The 23,270-nt window shown below is 62.2% G+C and carries 18 protein-coding genes; 16 read left to right on the forward strand and 2 right to left on the reverse strand.

The features are described 5' to 3' along the window. Positions 1–3: 3 nt before the first annotated feature. The 6 genes from WI754_RS06855 (at position 4) to WI754_RS06880 (ending at position 8,136) form a co-directional block, all read left to right on the forward strand. Entirely contained in the window at positions 4–1,293 is a 1,290-nt protein-coding gene (locus tag WI754_RS06855; protein ID WP_349436943.1) for an RsmB/NOP family class I SAM-dependent RNA methyltransferase, read from the forward strand. Between the two features lie 223 nt (positions 1,294–1,516). Continuing rightward, positions 1,517–2,797, forward strand: coding sequence for an imelysin family protein (locus WI754_RS06860; RefSeq protein ID WP_349436945.1), 1,281 nt, complete (start codon positions 1,517–1,519; stop codon positions 2,795–2,797). A gap of 287 nt (positions 2,798–3,084) precedes the next feature. Next, a complete protein-coding gene (locus tag WI754_RS06865) occupies positions 3,085–4,620 on the forward strand; it encodes a di-heme oxidoredictase family protein (RefSeq protein WP_349436946.1) in 1,536 nt (511 codons plus the stop codon). Next, positions 4,620–5,750, forward strand: a complete 1,131-nt coding sequence (locus WI754_RS06870; protein ID WP_349436947.1) for an imelysin family protein — start codon at positions 4,620–4,622, stop codon at positions 5,748–5,750. The genes WI754_RS06865 and WI754_RS06870 overlap by 1 nt, the downstream gene beginning before the upstream one ends. Positions 5,751–5,977: 227 nt before the next feature. Further along, positions 5,978–6,964 carry a magnesium transporter CorA family protein gene (locus tag WI754_RS06875; RefSeq protein WP_349436948.1) on the forward strand — a complete coding sequence of 329 codons (987 nt, stop codon included), beginning with the start codon at positions 5,978–5,980 and terminating at the stop codon, positions 6,962–6,964. 68 nt (positions 6,965–7,032) lie between these two features. After that, positions 7,033–8,136, forward strand: a complete 1,104-nt coding sequence (locus tag WI754_RS06880; protein WP_349436949.1) for a DUF1513 domain-containing protein — start codon at positions 7,033–7,035, stop codon at positions 8,134–8,136. Between the two features lie 16 nt (positions 8,137–8,152). Here WI754_RS06880 and WI754_RS06885 read toward each other — a convergent pair whose 3' ends face one another. Beyond that, positions 8,153–9,058 (reverse strand): GNAT family N-acetyltransferase, encoded by a 906-nt coding sequence (locus tag WI754_RS06885; RefSeq protein ID WP_349436951.1) that lies wholly within the window; start codon positions 9,056–9,058, stop codon positions 8,153–8,155. On the opposite strand from WI754_RS06885, the gene WI754_RS06890 reads away from it, so the two are divergent. The 10 genes from WI754_RS06890 to WI754_RS06935 all read left to right on the forward strand — a co-directional run bounded on the left by WI754_RS06890 (position 8,957) and on the right by WI754_RS06935 (position 22,028). Beyond that, the gene (locus WI754_RS06890) at positions 8,957–9,343 is read left to right on the forward strand and encodes a PaaI family thioesterase (protein ID WP_349436952.1); all 387 of its coding nucleotides are present in this window, start codon (positions 8,957–8,959) and stop codon (positions 9,341–9,343) included. The two genes, WI754_RS06885 and WI754_RS06890, sit on opposite strands and share 102 nt — an antisense overlap. Next, complete coding sequence (locus tag WI754_RS06895; protein ID WP_349436954.1) at positions 9,340–9,978, forward strand: 5'-methylthioadenosine/S-adenosylhomocysteine nucleosidase; 639 nt, start codon at positions 9,340–9,342, stop codon at positions 9,976–9,978. Before WI754_RS06890 ends, WI754_RS06895 begins: the two co-directional genes overlap by 4 nt. Before the next feature lie 110 nt (positions 9,979–10,088). After that, positions 10,089–11,651: a glutamine-hydrolyzing GMP synthase gene (gene guaA, locus WI754_RS06900; protein WP_349436955.1), complete on the forward strand. Its 1,563-nt coding sequence runs from the start codon at positions 10,089–10,091 to the stop codon at positions 11,649–11,651. A 384-nt stretch (positions 11,652–12,035) separates the two neighbouring features. Further along, positions 12,036–12,404 (forward strand): YciI family protein, encoded by a 369-nt coding sequence (locus WI754_RS06905; protein WP_349436956.1) that lies wholly within the window; start codon positions 12,036–12,038, stop codon positions 12,402–12,404. A 520-nt stretch (positions 12,405–12,924) separates the two neighbouring features. Next, positions 12,925–14,070 (forward strand): helix-turn-helix domain-containing protein, encoded by a 1,146-nt coding sequence (locus WI754_RS06910; protein ID WP_349436958.1) that lies wholly within the window; start codon positions 12,925–12,927, stop codon positions 14,068–14,070. A 295-nt stretch (positions 14,071–14,365) separates the two neighbouring features. Continuing rightward, positions 14,366–15,361, forward strand: a complete 996-nt coding sequence (gene glsA, locus WI754_RS06915; protein WP_349436959.1) for a glutaminase A — start codon at positions 14,366–14,368, stop codon at positions 15,359–15,361. Between the two features lie 65 nt (positions 15,362–15,426). Continuing rightward, the gene (locus WI754_RS06920; RefSeq protein WP_349436960.1) at positions 15,427–17,076 is read left to right on the forward strand and encodes an MFS transporter; all 1,650 of its coding nucleotides are present in this window, start codon (positions 15,427–15,429) and stop codon (positions 17,074–17,076) included. Between the two features lie 46 nt (positions 17,077–17,122). Beyond that, positions 17,123–17,695: an HdeD family acid-resistance protein gene (locus WI754_RS06925; protein WP_349436961.1), complete on the forward strand. Its 573-nt coding sequence runs from the start codon at positions 17,123–17,125 to the stop codon at positions 17,693–17,695. Next, positions 17,692–18,888, forward strand: a complete 1,197-nt coding sequence (locus tag WI754_RS06930) for an efflux RND transporter periplasmic adaptor subunit (RefSeq protein WP_349436962.1) — start codon at positions 17,692–17,694, stop codon at positions 18,886–18,888. Before WI754_RS06925 ends, WI754_RS06930 begins: the two co-directional genes overlap by 4 nt. Next, a complete protein-coding gene (locus WI754_RS06935; RefSeq protein ID WP_349436963.1) occupies positions 18,885–22,028 on the forward strand; it encodes an efflux RND transporter permease subunit in 3,144 nt (1,047 codons plus the stop codon). Before WI754_RS06930 ends, WI754_RS06935 begins: the two co-directional genes overlap by 4 nt. Before the next feature lie 49 nt (positions 22,029–22,077). On the opposite strand, the gene WI754_RS06940 is transcribed toward WI754_RS06935, so the two are convergent. Then, positions 22,078–23,115 (reverse strand): LacI family DNA-binding transcriptional regulator, encoded by a 1,038-nt coding sequence (locus tag WI754_RS06940; protein ID WP_349436964.1) that lies wholly within the window; start codon positions 23,113–23,115, stop codon positions 22,078–22,080. Positions 23,116–23,270 lie beyond the last annotated feature (155 nt).

A 23,270-nucleotide genomic window follows, 5' to 3' on the forward strand; every position in this document is an offset into this window, starting at 1 on the left:
AAGATGCGACTGGGTGGCAGGCTCGCCGGAGCCATAGAGGTTCTTGCCGATATTGAAGCGCGCAAGCGTCCCGTAGCCGATGCCCTCAAGGACTGGGGGCTGGCACATCGTTTTGCGGGGTCGGGCGACCGCGCTGCGATCGGCAACATCGTCTATGACGCTTTGCGCATGAAGCTTTCGCACGCCTGGCTGATGGATAGCGACAGCGCCACGGCGCTCGGTCACGCGGTGATGTTTCGCCAGTGGGGCGTGTCGCCGGAGCAGCTGGCATCGGAGCTGGAGGGCGACAAGTTCGCCCCCGAACCTCTCGCCGAAGAGATGAAAGCGGCTTTCGCCGGCCGCAAGCTGGAAGACGCTCCGCTGCATGTGCAGGGCGATATCCCGGAATGGGTGCAGCCCTCCTTCGAGGAAAATTTCTCCGAGGACTGGCTTGCCGAGGCAAAGGCGTTGGCTGGGCGTCCCGCTCTCGATCTGCGCGCCAACACCCTGAAGGCCTCCCGCGAGAAAGTGTTGAAGGCGCTGGAGCGCAGCGGCGTCGAGCCGACCGCGATCGCGCGGCAAGGTATTCGCGTGCCGGCGGGCGAGGGACCGTCGCGGCTGCCCAATGTGACGGCCGAATTGTCCTTCCAGAAGGGCTGGTTCGAGGTCCAGGACGAAGGATCGCAGATCGTCGCCGATCTCGTGATGCCGAAGGAAGGCGACCAGATCCTCGACTATTGCGCCGGCGGTGGTGGCAAGACTCTGGCCATGGCAGCGGCCATGAACAACAAGGGGCAGGTGCATGCCTACGACACCGACCGCAAGCGTCTTGCGCCGATCATCGAGCGCCTGAAGAGGGCGGGGACCCGCAATGTCCAGGTCCATGACCGGCTCGAAGGGCTGACGCCGCTAGCCGGCAAGTTCGACCGCGTTCTCGTCGACGCGCCCTGCACCGGCACCGGCACCTGGCGCCGCCGTCCGGATACCAAGTGGCGGCTGACGCAGAAGAACCTCGAGGAGCGGCTGGGCCAACAGCAGGAGGCGCTTGCGAGCGCCGCGAACTTTGTGCGTCCCGGCGGCCGTCTCATCTATGTGACCTGTTCGGTGCTTCCGGAGGAAAACGAGGCGCAGGTCTATGGCTTCTGCGAGGACAATCCGGAATTCGAGATGCTGTCTGGCGCCGATGCCTGGGCCGATCTTTTCGGGACGGACAAGCCGCAGCCCTGGTCGGCCGACATGAAGACCGTCACCCTGACCCCAGCCTCGACCAACACCGATGGCTTCTTCTTCTGCATGATGGGACGCAAGGTCTGAACGGCATTCGTCGCTGCCTTGGATATTGGCTCTTCACGCCCGCTGTGCTGGCTTTGCTGTCTTGAAAATGTTCTAAACTATACGCTTTGACACAAGTTTAGTTTTGGTTCATGAAAACCGGGCTGAACAGCCACGTCCATATCTCGGTCCGCGCGGATTGCGCGACCGGGGCACCGGACGGCGGGGAACGCCGAATTCATTCGGAAAGACACCAGGAGAGGTCATGACCACATCATTCCTTCGAAGCGCTGCGCTGGCGCTTGCAACCGCAACATCGATGCTAGCGCTGCAGCCGGCTCAGGCCGCCACCGATGCGGCTGCCGTCGTCAAGCACTATGCCGACGTGGCTTATGCCAAATATTCGGACGCGCTTTCGACCGCAGAAGCGCTCGACAAGGCCGTCGATGCGCTGATCGCGACGCCGAGCGAAGCGACGCTGAAGGCCGCGCGCGAAGCCTGGCTTGCCGCCCGCAACCCCTATCAGGAAACCGAGGTCTACCGCTTCGGCAACCCGATCGTCGACGAGTGGGAAGGCAAGGTCAATGCCTGGCCGCTCGACGAGGGGCTCATCGATTACGTCGATCCGAGCTACGGCACGGAAAGCGACGAGAACGCGCTGTTCACGGCCAACGTCATCGCTAACAAGACGATCAAGATCGACGGCAAGGACGTGGACGCCACCAACATCACGCCGGAATTCCTCTCGGGCACGCTGCAGGAAGCAGGCGGCATCGAGGCGAATGTCGCGACCGGCTACCACGCCATCGAATTCCTGCTCTGGGGACAGGACTTGAACGGCACCGGCAAGGGCGCCGGCAACCGCTCCTTTACCGACTACGACACGAAGAACTGCACCAACGGCAATTGTGATCGCCGCGCCGGCTATCTGAAGGCCGCCAGCGACCTGCTCGTGTCCGACCTCAAGGACATGGTCGCCAACTGGGCACCGGAAGGTGCTGCCACCAAGAATGTCGAAGGCGATGCCAAGGCTGGCATCGCGGCCATCCTGACCGGCATGGGCTCGCTCTCCTACGGCGAACTGGCGGGCGAGCGGATGAAGCTCGGCCTCCTGCTGCACGATCCGGAAGAAGAGCATGATTGCTTCTCCGACAACACCTACAACTCGCATCTGCATGATGCGATCGGCATCCAGGCCGCCTATCTCGGTGAATACACCAAGGTCGACGGCACCAAGATGACCGGTCCTTCGCTCTCCGAACTCGTGGCCGCCAAGGACCCGGCGCTCGACAAGGAAATGAAGGAAAAGCTGGCAACGACGATCACCGCAATGGAGGTGATGACCAAGCGCGGCCAGACGGTCGAGGCCTATGACCAGATGATCGCCGAGGGCAACACCGAGGGTAATGCCGTCGTCCAGGCCGCCATCGATGGCCTCGTCGCCCAGGCAAAGACGGTTGAGCGCGTCATTGCGTCGCTGGACCTTGGCACGATCGAGCTTGAAGGTTCCGACAGCCTGGATAATCCTAACGCTGTCTTCCAATGAGAAAGCAAAGGCGGACCGCCGATTCTGATGTGCGGCCCGGTTTTTTCTGAATGCCTGTTTGGCTCGCCCGACGCGTGATTTTGCCGTCTGCCGCTGCGCTTTTGCTAGCGGCGGGCGGCTTTTCTGTTTTGGGGGGTGAGGGGATTGCGTCTGGGGCGGCATACACCCCTCTGTCATTGCGTGACATCTCCCCCTCAAGGGGGGAGATTGGCTCTGCGCCAGGCGATATTTCGGGAAAAGGAACCAATAAGGCTCGGCAGGCTGAGAAGGAGCGCGAGGCTGCCACAATGATCTCCCCCCTTGAGGGGGAGATGCCCGACGGGGCAGAGGGGGGTAATGCCTCCTCACACGCGGACGGTGCGGCAGAAGAGCGTCCGACTTCCGCGACTCGCGATGACCTTTCCGATACCGATCGTCGCCGTGTCCAGGCTGTAACCCGCCCCGCTACCGATTTTTCCAAGGCAGAAAAATTCGAGGCCATGGCTGGCGGTGCCGGCACGTCCATCGCCTCCGTCAATCAGGACAGCTTTTCGCAGTTTTCCGCCAATATCACTTTTGCCGAGGAAGAGACGTTCAAGCTCGGCAATGCGCTGTTTCGAAAACTCTGGGTCTCTTCACCCTCATCGACGCAGGCGTCGGATGGCCTCGGGCCGCTCTACAACGCCCGTGCCTGCCAGACCTGCCATCTGAAGGACGGGCGCGGACACCCGCCGGAAGGGTCGGCGGACGCGACCTCAATGTTCCTGCGTCTCGCCCGCCCGCCGAAGACCGACGCCGAGCGGGCGGCGATTGCGCGCCACGAGATCCTGAATTTCCCCGATCCCGTCTATGGCACGCAGTTGCAGGACAGCGCCGTGCGCGGCCTTGCCGCCGAAGGCCATATGAAGATCAGCTATACAGAGACCCCCGCGACCCTGGCGGGCGGCGAAACGGTTTTCCTGCGCAGGCCGCATTATTCGATCGACAAGCCTGGTTATGGTGCCCTCGATGAAACCACCACGCTGTCGCCGCGCGTGACGCAGGCGATGAGCGGGCTTGGGCTGGTCGAGGCGATCCATCCCGCCGATATCCTCACAAATGCGGATCCGGACGACAAGAACGGCGACGGAATCAGCGGCAAACCGGCGCTGGTGCGTGATCCCGTCTCCGGCGCGCCCACCCTCGGTCGCTTCGGCTGGAAGGCGCAGAGCGCCACGGTGCGCCAGCAAGCTGCCGATGCCCTGGCCGGAGATATCGGCATCTCCTCGCCCGACGCCAAACGCAGCCACGGTGATTGCACCGCGGCGCAAACCGCCTGTCTGGGGATGGCCGACGGCGTTCAGGCGCGGCTGGGTGACACCGAGGCGCCCGATCCCGTTCTCGATCTCATCACCTTCTACTCGGAAAACCTGGCAGTCCCCGCGCGGCGCAAGGCAAGTTTGGCGGAAACGCTGGCGGGCAAGAAGGTTTTCTATGAAACCGGCTGTATTTCCTGTCATGTGCCGAAATTCGTGACCCGCCGCGATGCTGCCAACAAAGCACATGCCTTCCAACTGATCTGGCCCTATTCCGACTTCCTGCTGCATGACATGGGCGACGGCCTTGCCGACGGCCAGCAAGTGGGCGAAGCATCGGGCAGCGAATGGCGGACACCGCCGCTCTGGGGCATCGGACTGACCAATACGGTGAGCGGGCACACGTTCTTCCTGCACGACGGACGCGCCCGCAATCTGACCGAAGCGATCCTCTGGCACGGCGGCGAGGCGGCAAAAGCCCGCGACCGGTTTGCCACACTGGAAAAAGCCGATAGACAAGCCCTGATCACATTTCTGGAGTCTCTTTGATGCGCCACCGGCTTTCCCTGCTTCTCAGCCTCGGCCTCGCCTTCCTGTCGCTCCCCGCTCTGGCAGAGGACTTGGAGGAGGCCATGCCGCCCCGCGCCGGGCTCAAGCCGGAGGCGGTGCCGGGCGTCATGCAGAAGGCCGTCGACGATTTCATCCGCCCCGGCTACCGCGATCTCATGGAGGGCACGGAATCGCTTGCCGAAGCGGCCCATGTGCTCTGCGACAAGCCATCCGAGGAGACGCTCGGCGATGTGCAGATGACGTTCGACGAGGTGGTCCAGCAATGGTCGACGATCGAGATCGTCCGGGTCGGCCCGGTCATCGAAGGCAACCGGTTCGAGCGGTTCCTGTTTTTTCCGGATCGCAAGAGCACCGGCCTGAAACAGGTCCAGCGCATTCTTGCGACGAATGACGAAACGGCGACCTCGGCCGAGACCCTCAAGGGCAAGAGCGTTGCTGCACAGGGTCTCGGCGCACTGGAATATGTTCTCTACGGCACCGGCGCGGAGGTTCTGACCTCGGAAAAGAACGGGTTCCGCTGCCGCTACGGCGCGGCGATCGCCGACAATCTGAAGTCCGTTGCCGCCGAGCTTCATGCTGAGTGGGAAAAGCCGGACGGTATCCAGGCCGCCTGGAAGGCACCCGGCCCGGACAATCCGGTCTATCGCGACGGCAAGGAAGCGGCGACCGAACTGCTCGGCATTCTCGTCCATGGCGTCGAAAGCATCAGGGACCAGCGTCTGCGGCCGTTCTACGCCGGCATCATCAAGGGCATGCCGGACAAGGGACATCCGAAGCTGGCGATCTACTGGCGCTCCGGCAATACCATGCCGGCGCTTTCGGCGAATTTCATGGCGCTGCAGACGCTGTTCAACGCAGCCGATATGCAGGCGCTGCTGCCCGACGACAGACGCTCCATGGTGCGCGCCATCAACTATGTGCTGCAGGCAATTGTCGACGATGCCGACCAGATCGATCTGCCGATTGACGAGGCGATCGCAGACGAGGAGCAGCGCGGCAGGCTGAACCGCATCCTGCAGAATACCAATGACGTTCTCCAGCGCCTCAATCTCGATTTCGGCGGCGCCATCGGGCTGGGGGCCGGCTTCTCCTTCGCGGATGGCGACTGAGCGTCGCACCCCGGGCCGTCACGGCCTGCAAGTGCTTGAAACCGGTTGACAAAAACAGACCACAGGCGCAAAGCGTCGACTGTGTTCCACGCGCGAACACGGCCAAACAAGGATCAACGGATCATGAACCCCGACAGTCGAAGTACCACTTCGATTTTGCCGACCGTCAGGCCCTGGTAACACGGGGTCCGCCGGCGGTCGACAGACTTGCCAAATGGAACCCCGATATGCTGCGCATCTACAAAAGCCAGAACAATCACTTTGCCCTGCTCGACGCCACGGAACTGGCTGAAACCACGCCGGTCGTGTGGTTCGACCTGTTCAATCCCGCCCAGGACGAGACCCGCATCGTCGAACAGCATCTCGGCATCGAAATCCCGACGCGGGACGAAATGCAGGAGATCGAGCTTTCCGACCGCCTTTATCAGGAGGACGGCGCCGAGTTCATGACCATGACTGCCGCGACCGAACTCGATGGCGATAGTCCGGTCAAGGTACCGGTCACCTTCATCCTGAAAGGGGCAACGCTCGTCACGGTTCGCCATGCCGATCCGAAGCCGTTCCATCTCTATGCCGCCCGCATGCAGCGTCCGAACGGGGTCTCCTGCGAGAGTGGGGAACTGGCCATGCTGGGGCTTCTGGAAGCCATGATCGATCGCACGGCAGATGCGCTGGAGCGTATCGGCAACGAGGTCGACGGCATCTCGCGAGAAGTGTTCCGCAAGAACACCTCCAGCGTCACGAAGAAGACCCGTGACCTCCAGTCGCTGATCGAGCAGATCGGTCAGAAAGGCGATTTCCTCAGCGTCATCCGCGAAAGCCTCGTCAGTGTCGGCCGGCTCGTCGCCTATCACACGGCGCTCGACGGGATCGGCACCCGCAAGGCGATCAAGGAAAGCCGCCAGCGGGTCAAGCTGATCCAGCGCGATGCGACCTCGCTCGGCGACCATGCGCTGTTCCTCTCGAACAAGATCAACTTCCTGCTCGATGCGACGCTGGGGTTGATCAATCTGGAGCAGAACCAGATCATCAAGATCTTCTCGGTCGCCGCCGTCGTCTTCCTGCCGCCGACGCTGGTCGCCTCGATCTACGGCATGAATTTCGACGTCATTCCGGAGTTGAAATTCGAGTTCGGCTATCCGATGGCTCTGTGCATGATGGCGCTGTCGGCCTATTTGCCTTTCCTCTATTTTAAGCGGCGGGGCTGGCTTTAAAACGGTAACCCGATAGGCGATAAGCGTGTCGCGCCGCGCGCGGCACCGTCTCGAACCGGCGTATTCTCATGAACCTCATCCAACCCAAATCCAGGGATCTGATAGGCCGCCGCACCTTCCTGACGATAGCCGGCGCGAGTTGGGCGGTGACGCTTGCGCCCAGGGCCGCCTTCGCGCTGTCACAAACTGACGCCGTCTATGCCTCGGCCTTCATGGCGCCTGATGGTTCCTATGGTGTCGCCACTCTGACCGAGAAAGGGGACATCCTCGAGCGGGTGCCTCTGCCGGCGCGCGCCCATGGCATGACCTATTCGCCGGTCACCAACCGCGCCGTCGCCTTTGCCCGGAGGCCGGGAACTTATGCGCTGATCTTCGCACCGGACAATAGCCTCGAACCGATCGTCATCACCTCGGTCGAGGGCCGACATTTCTATGGCCATGGCTGCTTTTCGGCCGATGGGCGGCTGCTTTACGCGACGGAGAATGATTTCGCCGGCAATCGCGGCATGATCGGCGTCTATGACGGCACGAACGAATTTGCCCGGATCGGCGAATTTCCGTCCTATGGCATCGGGCCGCACGACATGACACTGTCGGCGGATGGCCGGATGCTCGTCGTCGCCAATGGCGGCATCGAGACACATCCGGATTTCGGCCGCACCAAACTCAACCTCGATCACATGGAGCCGTCTTTGGCGCTGGTGGACACGCAAACGGGCGCGCTGATCGAGCGCCACGCCATGCCGGACCACCTGCGCCAGCTTTCCACGCGGCATGTGGATATCGATGCCGATGGCAGGATCTGGTTCGCCTGCCAATACGAGGGCGCGCGCAACGACCTGCCGCCGCTTGCTGGCTCTTTCTCGCGCGGCGAGGATATCCGCTTCCTGGAGCTGCCGGAGGAAACGACGGTGGCGCTGGCCAACTATGTCGGTGCCATTGCGGTGAACCGGCGCGACGGGCTGGTGGGATTGACCTCGCCGAAGGGCGGCACGGCAGTCACTGTGGATGCGAAGACCGGGGCGGTCGTCAGGCAGGGCAGCCTTGCCGACGCGGCCGGCATCGCCCCCGCCGCGCATGGCTTCATCGAATCATCCTACGGAGGCCAGTTCGGCGGAACCCACAGCCAGGTCGCCTGGGACCAGCACATCGTCAGGCTTGGGACGCCTTGAAATACACGCGACCGGTTTATGACGGCCCGCTGTTCTTTCCAGCCAAGGCTTCGATCTCGTCCCAGAGATAGGCGACCTGTTCGTAACTGCGGTCTCCGACCCCGATCCCGCTGGTTCTGATCGCCTTCGCGCCGAGCCGTTCATAAAACTGCCGGTTGGGATTGCCGGCGAGAACCCAGGCAAACAGGGACTTAGCCCCTTGCCCGGCGCATTGTGCCGCCACTGACCGCACCAAGGCAGTACCGATGCCGGCCTTCTGATGCTCGCTTCGGATATAGAGCGCGTAAAGTTCATGAATATGCGCTGGAACGCGGCCGCGCGGCGGGCCGAAATTGGCGAAGCCGATGATGTTGCTTCTGGCCGGCTCGACGGCGACGAGATAATAGACACCCGGCACGCCCATCCGCCGCGCGAGGCGAATGGCCTCATCCTCCCGCGACATGCCGTCGAGAAAGGCATCGGTCAGCAACCCGCGAAACGTCGAGCGCCAGGTGTCAACCAGCACGCCGGCGATCGCGAAGATGTCGTCGCCGGTGGCCGGGCGTATCTGGAAGGGACTGTGTTCATCCATGCAGTCGATATGGGGATTGCGGAGCGCATTGTCATGCCAGCGCTGCCCTCTTGGTGTGCCCACCTCGCCTGGATCGCCTTCGCCCCGTTGCTCAACACATCGATTTTCCTCCTTAATTGAGCTTGTCCTTGTTTTTGTGCCATGCGACTGTCTGCCCGCCGGGATATCTCGGCTCAAGAACGATACGATTGAGAGAACACGGTGGAATTTCGCGACCGCATCCGCAACAGTTTCGGCAGGCAGGCCGCCATGGCGACGATCGGCGCCGAACTGACGCGCGTTGAGCAGGGCTCCGTCGAGATCGAGCTTCCGTTCGATGAGAAATTGACGCAGCAGCATGGCTTCCTGCATGCCGGCATCATTTCCGCGGCGCTCGATGCCGCCGGCACCTACGCCGCCTATTCGCTCATTGATCCCGACGCTTCCATTCTCACCATCGAATTCAAGGTCAATCTGATGTCGCCGGGCAGGGGCGAGCGGTTCCTGTTCCGCGGCGAAGTGACGAAACCGGGCACGACGATCATCGTCTCCGACGGCCGCGGTTACGCGCTTTCCGCAGATGGTCCGGCCAAGCTGATCGCCTCGATGACCGCGACGATGATGGTGGTCCGCGGACGCGAGGGAATTGAAGGATGACATTCGAACTGAAACGTGTGGCGGGCAAGACGCTGCTCTACGTCATGGCCGTCGATGCGGAATACGGCGTGCACCTGCGCGAACGCATTTCGCCGCTGATGACCGGCGTCGGTCCGGTCGAGGCTGCGGTAACGCTCACCCGCACGTTGTCGGACCTGCATGGGCGTGACGGCCTGGCCGATCTCGTCGTTTCGCTCGGCTCCGCCGGATCGGCGCGGCTCGAACAGACGGAAGTCTATCAGGCGACCTCTGTCGCCTATCGCGACATGGACGCGTCGCCGCTCGGTTTCACGAAGGGCGCCACACCGTTCCTCGACCTGCCCGTCACCGTCGATCTGCCGCTGCGCATTCCCGGCGTGAAACGGGCAAGTCTCTCGACCGGTGCCAATATCGTTTCCGGCGCGACCTATGAGACAATTGCTGCCGACATGGTCGAGATGGAGACCTATGCCATCCTGCGTGCTTGCCAGTCCTTCGACATCCCGCTCGTCGGGCTGCGGGGCATTTCCGATGGCAAGGCGGAACTGAAGCATGTCGATGACTGGACGGAATATCTGCACGTGATCGACGAGAAGCTCGCGGCCGCCGTCGATGCCTTGGAAAAAGCCGTCGAAACGGGCGAAATCGCCGTCTGAAGCCGCAAAATTGTCGGGGTGCAATGTAATCGTTGCGCTTGCGGTCGCCTTTATTTAAAGGCTCGCCATAGTTCCCCATCAGATGATCCCCAAGCCAGCGGAAGCGCGTCATGACAGCGACAGTCCATCCCGATACCGTTCTCATCATCGATTTCGGCAGCCAGGTCACGCAGCTGATCGCGCGGCGCGTTCGCGAGACCGGCGTCTATTGCGAGATCGTGCCCTTCCAGTCCGCCGACGAAGGCTTCAAGCGGCTGAACCCGAAGGCGATCATCCTGTCCGGCAGCCCGGCCTCGACGCTGGATATCGGATCGCCGCGCGCGCCGCAGGTGGTGTTCGACAGCGGCCTTCCGGTACTCGGCATCTGCTACGGTCAGCAGACCATGTGCGAACAGCTGGGTGGCAAGGTCGAGGCCGGCCATCACCGCGAATTCGGCCGCGCCTTCATCGAGATCGACAAGGAATGCGCGCTTTACGACGGCATTTGGACCGTAGGCTCCCGCCATCAGGTCTGGATGAGCCATGGCGACCGCGTGACGGCGATCCCGGCTGGCTTCGAAGTCGTCGCCACCTCGCCGAACGCTCCCTTCGCCTTCATCGCCAACGAGGCACGAAAGTTCTACGCGGTGCAGTTTCACCCGGAAGTCGTGCACACGCCGGATGGCGCCAAGCTGCTTGCCAATTTCGTCCACAAGATCGCCGGCCTCAAGGGCGACTGGTCGATGGCCGCCTATCGCGACAAGGCCATTGCCGAAATCCGCAAGCAAGTGGGCGACAAGCGCGTCATCTGCGGTCTGTCCGGCGGTGTCGACAGCTCTGTCGCCGCTCTCCTGATCCACGAGGCGGTCGGCGACCAGTTGACCTGCATTCTCGTCGACCATGGCCTGATGCGCAAGAACGAGGCAGCCGACGTTGTTGCCATGTTCAAGGAGCACTACAACCTGCATCTGGTGCACGTCGATGCATCGGACCTCTTCATCAATGCGCTCGAAGGCGAGAGCGATCCGGAAACCAAGCGCAAGACCATCGGCCGGCTGTTCATCGATGTGTTCGAAGCGGAAGCCAAGAAGATCGGCGGCGCCGAGTTTCTCGCGCAGGGCACGCTCTATCCGGACGTCATCGAAAGCGTCTCCTTCACCGGTGGACCTTCGGTCACCATCAAGTCGCACCACAATGTCGGCGGCTTGCCGGCGCGCATGAACATGCAGCTGGTCGAGCCGCTGCGCGAGCTGTTCAAGGACGAAGTCCGCGTGCTCGGCAAGGAACTTGGCCTGCCCGACTCGTTCATCGGCCGTCATCCCTTCCCGGGTCCGGGGCTCGCCATCCGCTGCCCCGGCGGCATCACCCGCGAAAAACTCGAAATCCTGCGCGAAGCCGACGCCATCTATCTCGACGAGATCCGCAAGGCCGGCCTCTACGACGCCATCTGGCAGGCTTTCGCCGTGCTCCTGCCGGTCCAGACCGTCGGTGTGATGGGCGATGGCCGCACTTACGAATTCGTCTGCGCGCTGCGCGCCGTCACCTCGGTCGACGGCATGACCGCGGATTTCTACCACTACGACATGGAATTCCTCGGCCGCGCCGCCACCCGCATCATCAACGAAGTCCGCGGCATCAACCGCGTCGTCTACGACGTCACGAGCAAGCCGCCGGGTACGATCGAGTGGGAGTGAGCGGATACCCTCGGCGGCAATAGCGTCGATTCGGCCGCGAATTGCACTGCCGTGCCGCCACCTTCTGGTCCATTCCTGACTGCTGGTAGGCGGCATTGCTCTCCTTCTTCGGATTTCAGATCCCGACCTGCGTCCAAAGTTCGGACGAAATAAACCAGCTACAAAGGGTGAGAGGGCTCTAGCGTAGAACAGCGTCCACAAAGGCGGGTCTGCTGAGCGCCTCATTTCGGTGATCGCGCCATCGCGACCCCTGACCTGGAAACGGCCATCGCGCCCTGCGCCTCAACCGTCGAAAAAAATTGCAGGGCGCTGTCGATTTTCGGACACTCCGTTCGTCGTTCCGATGCCAGGCCGATGAGGCCGGCTCAAACAAGGAGACAGACGATGCGTGTAATTGTGTTCGTGAAGGCTACCGAAGACAGCGAAAAGGGCTTTTTCCCCACGCCCGAGACGAACGAGATGATGGAGGCGATGGGCAGATTTAATGACGAGCTTCGCGATGCCGGCATCTTGCTCGACGCCGATGGCCTCAAACCCTCCTCGCAGGGCAAGCGTATTGCGTTCGATGGTCCCGGTCGTACGGTCATCGATGGGCCCTTCGCCGAAACCCGCGAGTTGGTCGCCGGCTTCTGGCTCTGGGAAGTCAAGGACATGGACGAGGCGGTCGCCTGGGTGAAGCGCTGCCCCAATCCGATGCCGGGACCGAGCGAGATCGAAATCCGGCCGTTGTATGAGATGGCTGATTTCCAATGAGAATCTGACGCCGGAAACCACGGAAATCCATGACCGGACGTGCGAGAAACTTAGCGGCAACTGAGACCGCCGGCCGCAGCCTGCTTGCCTCCCTAATGGCTTTGGCCGACAAGGCGGCATGACTGCAGGCGAGACGCGCCAGGCGATCGAAGCGATTTTCCGCATTGAGCGGGCCAGGCTCATCGCGGGTCTGGCCCGCGCCGAGCACAGTCCGACGCTTCAATGGCAGATAGGGTGAAGCGGCAGCCTGATTACGGAAGCCCGCGCTGGTCGCATCGCGAAAGTCTTGAGAAATATCCGAAACTCGCTTAGATTGAATAGACACGAGGAGACACCTTTACGAGGCAAAGATGTTGCCACTGGGTCTGCGACAACGATCAGCCGTTGGCTTGCGCCGATCGCGAGCTGTGTTGGCGCGGAACTCCTTCTACGGCAATGGTGGCCTCCTATTGTCATGGAGGCGCGCCGCCTCGCGTCTCTCGGAGGCGGCGGGAACCTTTACACGACAAGCGAGGCCGCTATGAAGGCTTGCGCCCAAGAACAGGTTGCGCGACCATTCTCCACCCCGGCGGGGACTGCGGTCGACCGCGCGCCAAGTCGCGTTGCCGTTCAGGCGCAGCCAATCCTTCCGGACAGGTCCCCGGTTCCCGCTTTCGAATTCTCGACACTTGATCTTCCTCCGGAGGAGCAGTTTGCGGCCTGGCGCAACAGCTATGCGCCGATGGTCGATGTAACGGCGCCCGACAATTTTGCTGGCGGCTTTGCTGGCGAGCAGACGACCTGGGATCTCGGCGGTCTGGCTTTCTCTCATGTCAAGACCAGCGGCATGAGGTTCGCCAGCTTGGCTGGACACGTCCGGCGAGAGCCGATGGACCATTGGACGATCACCCTGATCTTGCGGGGCGACGGGCAGACGGTTGCTCCCGCCAGGACGTGCGGCGGTGGCGCTGGATCGGTGAAAATACATTCGCTGGGCAAAGTCTTCGAAGGATACGTGACCGACAGCGAACTCCTGTCGCTTGTCGTGCCGCGCGACTTCTGCGGCGGCATGGCTCATGTCCTGGAGCCTGCGGAATTCTCGACGCTCGAGCAGGGGATGGCCAGACTTTTCGGCGACTACATGACCAGCCTTGCCCGGTGCCTTCCATCACTGAAAATCGGAGACCTCCCTCAGCTGGTGACTGCGACGCGGGCGCTGATTCTCGCCTGCGTTGCTCCGTCTCCTGATCATTTTGATGAGGCCGGTGATCCAGTTGCCAACATTCTGCTCGAACGCGCCCGGCGCTTTGTGCAGGCGAACGTCATCGCTCCAGGCCTTGGCGTCACAAGCTTGCAGCGAGAATTGGGCATATCGCGTTCTCGGCTCTACCGCCTGTTTGAACCCTACGGCGGGGTTGTTCACTATATCCAGCACCGCCGCTTGCTTGACGCTCATGCTGCGCTGGCTGATCCCGCCGACCGCCGCCGAATCCTGGATATCGGGGAAGAGCGCGGTTTCGCTGACGGGGCGGAGTTCAGCCGCGCCTTCAGGCGTGAATTCGGCTACAGCCCCAGCGAGGTGCGCGCAGCCGGCAGGAGGGATCTGCCAAGCCGGCCCGACAGTGGCCTCGAGACGGTTGCTCCCGGCGACCGGCTTGGGGCGCTGTTGCGTCGGCTGCAGGCCTGAGGACCGCTCAACGTCACGTGCCGAAGACCAGCGAACGTTCTGCCAGCAGCGATGTCAGCCTGCAGGCTCCATGAAGCCTGCCGGTGGACGATATGGCCGACCTGCATTTTCAGGTGACGGCTTGCGTCCCGAGAAAAGGGACGCAATGCCAAGTTGTGGGATTCTCCGCTAAGGACATCGGCAAAATCGGGTTGTAGGTTTCGTTTGCACAATCCCGGCCGCGCGGCGTGACTTCAGTGTTTTATGTGCGACGAGGCGTATTGCTGCGCTCAACAGGTCAACGGAGAGAGGCTTCATGCACACCCCGTTCGCAGAGCACGACGCCCCCTATATCTCGACCGGTCATCTGCCGTCGCCCGAGCACGTGACGGAGTTGGTCACCGAAGCATACGATCGCTTCAAATCGAACGCAGAAGGCCAGAACTCACAGGTTTATCCGGCGCTTGCGCGCGTCGCGACCGATCTGTTCGGCGTATGCGTCGTCGGAACCGATGGCAGCATCTTTGCCGTTGGGGATGCCGAGCACGAATTCTCGATCATGAGCGTGTCGAAACCGTTCCTGTTCGCATTGATTTGCGATCTGATCGGCCCGCAACAGGCGCGCGAACACCTCGGCGCAAATGCCACCGGGATGCCGTTCAATTCCCTTGCCGGGGTCGAATGGAGTCCCGACGGCAGAACCAACCCCATGGTGAATGCAGGCGCCATCGCGACGACGAGCCTCGTTCCCGGCGCAAATGCCGCCGAGAAGTGGAGATTTATCCGTGACGGGCTGTCGCGTTTCGCTGGTCGGCCGCTGCCGCTGAACGAAGAGGTCTATGCGTCCGCATCCGAAACCAATTTCCGCAACCAGAGCATTGCCCGCCTGCTCCAGAGCCTCGACCGCATCTATTCGGATCCGGCCGAGGCAACCGACCTCTACACGCGGCAATGCTCGCTCAACGTGAGCGCGAAAGACCTGGCCGTCATGGGTGCGACGCTCGCCGACGGCGGCGTGAATCCGCTCACCAGGGAGCGGGTCGTCAGCGCTACCGTGTGCCACTACGCGCTGGCGATCATGACGACCGCCGGGCTCTACGAAACCTCCGGCGACTGGCTTTATGACATCGGCCTTCCGGGCAAGAGCGGCATCGGCGGCGGCATCGTCACCGTCTCGCCGGGCAAGGGCGGATTGGGAACCTTCGCGCCGCCTCTCGACCGTGCCGGCAACAGCGTCAAGGGACAGCTGGTCGCGAAATTCCTGTCGCAGCGGCTCGGAATGGATTTGTTCGTCTCACAGCCCGAGGAGTGAACCCAACAGTCTGTTCCGTCTCGACCTGTCGCGCAGCAACGTGTTTGACCAATGGGAGAAAGACAATGGCGACGGCATCTGTATCGGCGACCCACCCCCAAACCGAGGCGCAGGAAAGCTGGGTGCCGATGATCGCCATCGCTTTCGGCCAGGTGATCATGTCCTTCAATGTGGCGTCCCTGCCCGTTGCGCTGGGCGGCATGGTTCAAAGCTTCAACGTTCCGCCGACAACCGTCGCGACCGGCATCGTCGCCTACTCGATGCTCGTTGCCGGCTTCGTCATGCTCGGCGCCAAACTCAACCAACGCTATGGCGCGCTGAAGGTTTTTCGCGCGGCTGTCCTGGTGTTCGGCATAGCGCAAGTTCTGATGACATTCAGCCCCAATGCGACGTTCATGATTGCCGCCCAGGCCCTCTGCGGCGCCGCCGGCGCGGTGATCGTGCCGTCGCTTGTTGCGCTGATCGCGGAAAACTACCGAGGCAGGCAGCAGGCCACGGCGCTGGGCGCGCTGGGTTCGGCGCGTGCCGGTGCGGGCGTCGCCGCATTCCTCGTCGGCGGCATACTCGGCACCTATATTGGCTGGAGGCCGGCATTCGGCATCCTGATCGTCCTGTCGGCGATCGTTCTTCTCCTGAGCCTCCGCCTCAAGCCCGACGAAGGTCGAAGCGATGTGCAGATAGACATGGTCGGCGTGGTTCTGGCGGCCGTGGCGATCGTTCTGATCAGCTTCGGCTTCAATAACCTCAATCAGTGGGGTCTTGGGCTCGCGCGGCCCGGTGCACCGTTCAGCCTCCTCGGCCTGTCGCCCGCACCGGTGATGATCGTGGTTGGCATCGTGCTCGGGCAGGCCTTTTTGTCATGGACACACAGGCGTCAGGCTGCTGGAGGAACGCCATTGTTGCCGCTCGAAGTCATCGATTCGCCGCAGGAGCGGGCGGCCGTCTATGCGATGTTTTCCGTCGTTGCGCTGGAGGCGGCGCTTAACTTCTCGGTGCCGCTCTACATCCAAATCGTGCAGGGCCGCTCAGCGCTCGCCACGACCGTCGCCATGCTGCCGTTCAACCTGACCGTCTTCTTCGCCGCGATGCTGATCGTCAGGTTCTACGACCGGCTGACGCCGCGGCAGATAGGGCGCTATGGCTTTAGTCTGTGCACTATCGCGCTGCTGTGGCTCGCCTTTGTCGTGCGCAACGACTGGAGCGCGGTCCCCGTCCTCATCGGTCTCGTGTTGTTCGGCATTGGGCAAGGATCCCTGGTGACGCTGCTGTTCAACGTCCTGGTCACGTCCTCGCCGAAGAAGATTGCCGGCGACGTCGGCTCGTTGCGGGGCACGACCAACAATCTCGCAGCGGCTGTCGGAACGGCAGTCGCCGGTGCCCTCCTCGTCGGCTTGCTGAGCGCGGCCGTGCTCCGCAACATCGCCGACAACCCGGTGCTGCCGCCCGAACTTCAGGCGCAGGTCGATCTCGACAACATCAACTTCGTCAGCAATGACCGCCTGGAAAGTGTGATGGCGGGCACGAGCGCTACGGCGGAGCAGGTAGCCGAGGCCGTACGCGTCAACACCGAGGCGCGGCTGCGAGCGCTGAAGATCGGCCTGCTGATCATGGCGGGCCTGGCATTTCTGACGATCATTCCGGCCGGGCGGCTTCCCAACTACATTCCCGGCGAAATCCCTGACGATCAGCCGCCCCGGGAAAATGGCAACGCATGAGGCGATTCTGGAGCGAGGAAATTCTCTGAGGACGAGGCAAATTGCTATGGACGAGGTTTCCGCGAGGGGAAACGATAGCAGACATTGGACAGATACCCCCCATTCGAAATGGGGATGGTTTCTGCTCCTGGGCATTGTTCTCACGGTCTGCGGGGCGATCGCTGTCGCGCTGCCGGCTGTTTCTACGTTCGCAGCAAGCGTTGTCCTGGGAAGCGTTCTCTCGCTCGCCGGCATAGTGAAGATGATCCAGTCCCTGCAGGTCAGGGATTGGAGCGGGTTCGTCTGGCAGGAACTGACCGGCGCAGTCGAACTGGTCGGTGGCATCCTGATCTTTTTGAATCCCTTGAAAGGCGCCCTGGCGATCACTCTCCTGATCGCCCTGGTGTTTCTCGTCCAAGGCCTTCTGCAAATTGCCCTCGCGCTCAGGGTGCGAGAGCAAGACGGCTGGCGGTGGTTGCTGGTTTCGGGGTTGGTCGGGTTGGCGGTCAGCGCGGCGCTAACTTTAAAGTTGCCGTACACACGGATCTACACGCCCGGCACCATTGCAGGTATTTCGCTGCTTGTTGCCGGTGGTGCCTACATTGCGATCTCTGTCTCGATACGCAGAGCACGGCCATGAAGATGACCTGCAGGCAACATCGCACGATCGAGAAGCGCCGATGGATCGGACCTGTTCCTCGCACTCGCCTGATGATTGTCTGTCTGGCGGGCGCCGCGGCCATCTACATCAGTCCGATTTCGTTCGCTCAGCAGCCCGACGGAAGGCTCACGCCTCCGGCCGTTGTCGTCGAGAAGATCAAGGTGCAGCAGGTGAGCAATCCGGCACGGTTTACGGCTCGTGTCGAAGCAATCGCGGCCGTGGATATCCGAGCGCGCGTCACCGGCTTTCTGCGCGCCGTGGAATTCAAGGATGGGCAGACCGTGAAAGCCGGCGACACGCTGTTTGAAATCGAGCCGGATGAGCTTGAGGCCCTGGTTGCCTCGGCTCGGGCGCAGGTGGCGCGCGCTGAGGCGACACGGAAATCAGCCGAGCAGACCCTGGTGCGCAACCGGAACCTCAACACCCAAAGAACGGTCTCACAGGCCGCCCTGGAGGAGGCCCAGGCGGCATTCGAGATCGCTGCTGCCGACGTGCAGGTTGCCGAGGCGACGCTGCGTACGGCCGAACTGAACTTGTCATATGCCCGCATTGCGGCGCCCATCTCCGGCAATATCGGCCGCGCGACGTTCACAGTGGGGAATCTGGTAGGGTCCGATTCAGGTTCGTTGGCCCGCATCGTCAGTCTTGATCCGATGCGTGTCGCCTTCGCCATGACCGAAGGTCTGCTCGTCACGTTTCGGCAGCAGGAGGCCGGCGGCGGAGCATTCGATCCCGACACGCTGCAGCTTTCGCTGCGCCTTGCCAACGGAACGGAATACGACAAGCCCGGCCGCATCGAATTTGTCGAGAACGAAGTTGATCCACAGACCGGGACGGTCACGGCCCGCGCAGTCTTTCCCAATCCTCATCGCATCCTGGTCCCCGGGCAGTTCGTCACTCTCTATGTGCAGGAAAAGGAGATGCCCCGCCTGCCGGTGGTGCCCCAGACGGCGGTACTGCAGGATCGCGAGGGGCGTTTCGTCTATCTGCTTGGTGCGAACAATACCGTCTCGCTGCGACGGATCGATACGAGTGCACGCGTCGGCAGCGGATGGGCGGTCAACAAGGGTCTGGACGGCGGCGAGCAGGTCGTCGTCCAGGGAATCCAGCGTCTCGCAGAAGGCATGACGGTACAGCCGAGTGAGGGCCAGCCCGTTGGCGGCGGGTCATGATTTCCAATCTCTTCATCACCCGGACCAGGCTGGCGATCGTCATCTCCATCGTCATTTCGATCGCCGGCGCGATCGCAATCTTTTCGCTGCCGGTGCAGCAGTACCCCCAGATCACGCCCCCGACCGTCACGGTCTCGGCCACCTATCCCGGCGCCAGCGCGGAGGTGATTGCCGATGTCGTCGGCGGGCCGCTGGAGACGGCGATCAACGGCGTCGACAACATGATGTACATGTCGTCGACAAGCTCGAATGCCGGGCAATATTCGCTTTCCGTAACGTTCGAAGTGGGCACGGATCCGGATATCGCACAGGTCAACGTGCAGAACAGGGCGCAACTGGCGCTTTCCCAATTGCCTACCGCTGTGACCCAGCAAGGGGTGTCCGTGCGGTCGCGATCGCCCGATTTCGTGCTCGCCATCGCCTTCTATTCGCCGGACAACAAGCTCGACGCGCTCGAGATCACCAATTTCACCGCGACGACAATCGTCGATGCGATCTCGCGCGTTGCAGGTGTCGGCGAGGCCGCTGTCGTCGGCGCGTCTGAATATTCGATGCGCGTATGGTTGGATCCAACCCGCATGGATGCGCTCGGCATTACGGTCGACGACGTCGCGACAGCCATCCAGCAGCAAAATATCCAGGCTTCGCTCGGCCAGGCCGGCGCACCGCCGGCGCAAGAAGGCACCGAATTGCAATACACGCTTGTGGCCCAGGGCCGGCTCATGACCCCGGAGGAGTTCGGCGATATCGTTGTGCGTACAGGCGGCGCCGGCGCGATCGTGCGGCTCAGCGATTTTGCCCGCATCGAACTCGGCGCGCGGAATTATTCCTCGAGCGCGCGTTTCGGTGGGCGCGAAACGGCGATGCTGCAGATAAACCAGGCGCCCGGTGCCAATGCTATCCAGACCGCCAACGCCGTGCTAGCCGAGCTCGACCGCCTTTCGCCCAGGTTCCCGCCGGGCCTCGAATACCAGGTCGTCTACGATGCGACGCGCTTCGTCCGGGCCAGCCTGGCGCAGATCGTCCAGATCCTCCTCGAGGCCTTCGTCATTGTGCTCTTCGTCACGTTTCTGTTCCTGCAGGATTGGCGCGCCACATTGGTTTCGGCACTGGCCATCCCTGTCTCGATGCTCGGCGCCATGGCCGTCCTTTTGGCGTTTGGATACTCGATAAACACGATCTCGCTGCTGGCTCTCGTCCTGGCGATCGGGCTGGTCGTGGACGACGCGATCCTCGTCGTCGAGAACGTCAAGCACGTCATCGAGGACGATCCCGATATCGACGCTGCGGGCGCCACCCGCAAGGCGATGGGACAGATCACGGGGCCGATCATCTCGACCACCCTGGTGCTGCTCGCGGTCGTGACGCCGACGGCCTTCCTGTCGGGCATAAGCGGCCAGCTCTATCGCCAGTTCGCGGTCACATTATCAGCCGCTCTGGTTATCTCGTCCATCGTCGGCCTGACGCTCAGCCCGGCACTCAGCGCAATTTTTCTGAGGCGCGGGCAGGGTGGGTATCGGCGTGGTCCACTCGCCTGGTTCGCGCGCCTGGTGAACAAGACACGCAACGGCTATGGTCGGGTCGTCGGGTTCCTGGTGCGCCTGTGGATCATACCGCTGGCGGCACTCGCCACCTGCTTCCTGGGTGCCTTCCTGCTGTTCACGACCTTGCCCTCCACCTTCATTCCGGAGGAGGACCAGGGTGCCCTGTTCGTGGATATCCAGCTTCCTGACGCTGCCTCGTTCGATCGCACGCGGGCAATCGTCGACGAGATCGAGCATCACTTGTCGGCAACCGAAGGCGTCCAGAACGTCATTGCCATCGCCGGCTTCAGCCTCCTGCAGGGGACGACGTCTCCCAACGGAGCGATGATGGTCGCCGCGCTCGACCCCTGGGAGCAGCGCGAGACTCCGGAACTGCAGCTTACCGCCATCCTTGCAAAGTTGCGGGCACAGTTTTCGACCATCCCGGGCGCCAATGTCGCCGTCTTTTCGCCGCCTGCCATTTCCGGCATCGGCGCGGTCGGAGGCCTCGATCTGCGCCTCCAGGCGCTGCAGGGGCAGTCGCCGGAGGAGATCGCCCAAGTGGTGCGCGCATTCGTGGCAGCCGTTAATCAGGAGCCGGAAATCGGCGGGGTGGCGACAACCTTCAGCGCCGACGTTCCGCAGATTTACGTCGATGTCGACCGGACCCGTGCCGAAGCCCTGGGAGTGAGCGTGGCCGACATCTATTCGACCATCGGCGCCAGCTTCGGTTCGCGCTACGTCAACGACTTCACCCTGCAGGGGCGGGTCTTCCAGGTCAATCTCCAGGCGGACGCCGAGCATCGCGCGAATGCAGACGACCTCCTCAATCTCCATGTGCGCAGCCGGACGGGCGCCATGGTGCCGCTCAGGACCGTCGTATCGACGACGACCGTGCTCGCGCCTTTCGTCATCTCCCGCTACAATCTGTCGGTGGCGGCCCCGATCAACGGGCAGGCAGCGCCCGGCGGCAGTTCCGGAGCGGCGATGGAGGCGGTCAAACGTGTGGCCGCACAGGAGCTGCCTGCCGGCTATGGATTCGAGTGGTCCGGCCTGTCGTTCCAGGAACAGCGCAGCAGCGGTCAGGAGCCCATCATCTTCGGGCTCGCCTTTCTGTTCGCCTATCTGTTCCTGGTGGCGCAGTATGAAAGCTGGATGCTGCCCATCGCCGTCATCCTGTCGCTGGGGGCGGCCTTGTTCGGCGCGACCGGGGCACTCATGCTGTTCGGGCTGCAAAACAGCCTCTACACACAGATCGCCATCGTACTGCTGATCGGGCTCGCATCAAAGAATGCCATCCTGATCATCGAATTCGCCAAGGAACGCCACGAGGAGGGACGATCGATAGCGGAAGCTGCCCGGCTTGGCGCCGAGCAGCGTTTCCGCGCCGTGCTGATGACGGCGCTGGGCTTCATTTTCGGCATTGTCCCTCTGGCGCTGGCGGTTGGGGCCGGCGCCGGGGCCGGCCGTGCGGTGGGCGTCACCATCCTTGGCGGCATGGCAGCCGCGACAACGATCGGTCTCTTCATCATCCCGCCTCTTTTCGCAGTGATCCAGCGTGTTGCGGAATGGCGGCCTGCACGCCGGGAACAGGAAATGGAGCAACCGTCGCGGTAGTCTGGTGCCTGTCGGAAGCAAAGGCATGGAACCCACGGTCTCGCTCGTCTTATTCCAGAATGTTCTCCGGGCTGTAGATGGTGAAGGGTAAGCTCGGCTGGTGAACCGGGCTTGTTCCCGGAACTCCGACAAATCCCACCCGGTCGAGAGCCATTTCCAGCGCAAGACGCGCTTGTTTTTCGGGATTCTGGTCGATCGCCAGCGCCATCAGGCGTGAGTTCAGCAGCTCTCGGGTTACATCGGTGAGCTCGTGGCCGATAAACAGGGGGCGATCATTGCGTGTCAGGTTTTTAATGGCCGCCGCTACGCCTCTGTTTCCTCCGCCAACGTTATAAATCGCCACCGTGTCCGGGCGCCGGGCCAAGGCAGGACGAAGGAGCAGTTCTGAGAGGACGTGGTCGTCGTGCCCCTCCAATATTTCGGAAATGTGGAGGCCACGGGCAGAACCGTCGAGAAACTCTTTGAAACCTCGCAATCGCGCAGCGTGGGCTTGAAAGCCGAGGTGGTTGCAAAGGACAAGGACGGCCCCCTCCTTGCGGACCATGCTCTCGATGAAATAACCGGCCGTCCTTCCCGCTTTGTGGTGGTCGATTCCCGCATAGGCAAGCCGCAGGGATCGCGGCAGATCAGAGATGATGGTGACGGTCGGTATACCTTTGGCGGCGATCGCGCCGATCGCGCGATGTATGGCGTCGTGCTCCTGGGTGTAGACGATGACTGCGTCGCACTGGGTCCGTCGAAGAGCTTGAGCCATGGTGTCGGGTCTCTCGTCTGCCAGAATCGTCTGCTGGACGACAACCGGACGGTCCATGGTCGCTGGTATTTTGCGAAACTCCTCGCTCATGCGGGCAATAAGCGGGATTTCGGGGCGGGCTAGCAACAGTTCTATCCGGACAATCTTCTGATGAGCGCTGGGAAGGATTCGGTTGATCTGCAGCGCTCGGGCCGCCTCGAGGACCCTGTGGGCCGTCTTGACGCTGACATTTCCTCGCTCGTTGAGCACCCGATCCACGGTCGCAACGCCGACGCCTGCCAGCTTTGCCACGTGGTCGAGCCTTGCACGCTGATGTTTCCGGTCTTTTCCCATCGTCACAGCTATCCTGAAAAATTCGGCCGATTCCCGCGGTAGTTTCGTTCTATAAATGCAACACTCGTAGAACGTTCATGCCATAAATGCGGAGAATCTTCCATAAGTGATTGAAAACAATCAATATTTTACGAACATTTATTCCAAATGTCCAT

Origin of the sequence: Pararhizobium sp. A13, from assembly GCF_040126305.1 — a bacterium.
Taxonomy (GTDB): domain Bacteria; phylum Pseudomonadota; class Alphaproteobacteria; order Rhizobiales; family Rhizobiaceae; genus Pararhizobium.

What these genes read in the sequence shown, in the direction of transcription:
- WI754_RS06935 (WP_349436963.1), top strand. Translation starts at nt 18,885, where the DNA reads ATGATTTCCAATCTCTTCATCACCCGGACCAGGCTGGCGATCGTCATC.
- WI754_RS06875 (WP_349436948.1), top strand. Translation starts at nt 5,978, where the DNA reads ATGCTGCGCATCTACAAAAGCCAGAACAATCACTTTGCCCTGCTCGAC.
- WI754_RS06895 (WP_349436954.1), top strand. Translation starts at nt 9,340, where the DNA reads ATGACATTCGAACTGAAACGTGTGGCGGGCAAGACGCTGCTCTACGTC.
- WI754_RS06885 (WP_349436951.1), bottom strand. Translation starts at nt 9,058, where the DNA reads ATGCAGGAAGCCATGCTGCTGCGTCAATTTCTCATCGAACGGAAGCTC.
- WI754_RS06905 (WP_349436956.1), top strand. Translation starts at nt 12,036, where the DNA reads ATGCGTGTAATTGTGTTCGTGAAGGCTACCGAAGACAGCGAAAAGGGC.
- WI754_RS06860 (WP_349436945.1), top strand. Translation starts at nt 1,517, where the DNA reads ATGACCACATCATTCCTTCGAAGCGCTGCGCTGGCGCTTGCAACCGCA.
- WI754_RS06880 (WP_349436949.1), top strand. Translation starts at nt 7,033, where the DNA reads ATGAACCTCATCCAACCCAAATCCAGGGATCTGATAGGCCGCCGCACC.
- WI754_RS06920 (WP_349436960.1), top strand. Translation starts at nt 15,427, where the DNA reads ATGGCGACGGCATCTGTATCGGCGACCCACCCCCAAACCGAGGCGCAG.
- WI754_RS06890 (WP_349436952.1), top strand. Translation starts at nt 8,957, where the DNA reads ATGGCGACGATCGGCGCCGAACTGACGCGCGTTGAGCAGGGCTCCGTC.
- WI754_RS06910 (WP_349436958.1), top strand. Translation starts at nt 12,925, where the DNA reads ATGAAGGCTTGCGCCCAAGAACAGGTTGCGCGACCATTCTCCACCCCG.
- WI754_RS06865 (WP_349436946.1), top strand. Translation starts at nt 3,085, where the DNA reads ATGATCTCCCCCCTTGAGGGGGAGATGCCCGACGGGGCAGAGGGGGGT.
- WI754_RS06855 (WP_349436943.1), top strand. Translation starts at nt 4, where the DNA reads ATGCGACTGGGTGGCAGGCTCGCCGGAGCCATAGAGGTTCTTGCCGAT.
- guaA (WP_349436955.1), top strand. Translation starts at nt 10,089, where the DNA reads ATGACAGCGACAGTCCATCCCGATACCGTTCTCATCATCGATTTCGGC.
- glsA (WP_349436959.1), top strand. Translation starts at nt 14,366, where the DNA reads ATGCACACCCCGTTCGCAGAGCACGACGCCCCCTATATCTCGACCGGT.
- WI754_RS06925 (WP_349436961.1), top strand. Translation starts at nt 17,123, where the DNA reads ATGGACGAGGTTTCCGCGAGGGGAAACGATAGCAGACATTGGACAGAT.
- WI754_RS06870 (WP_349436947.1), top strand. Translation starts at nt 4,620, where the DNA reads ATGCGCCACCGGCTTTCCCTGCTTCTCAGCCTCGGCCTCGCCTTCCTG.
- WI754_RS06940 (WP_349436964.1), bottom strand. Translation starts at nt 23,115, where the DNA reads ATGGGAAAAGACCGGAAACATCAGCGTGCAAGGCTCGACCACGTGGCA.
- WI754_RS06930 (WP_349436962.1), top strand. Translation starts at nt 17,692, where the DNA reads ATGAAGATGACCTGCAGGCAACATCGCACGATCGAGAAGCGCCGATGG.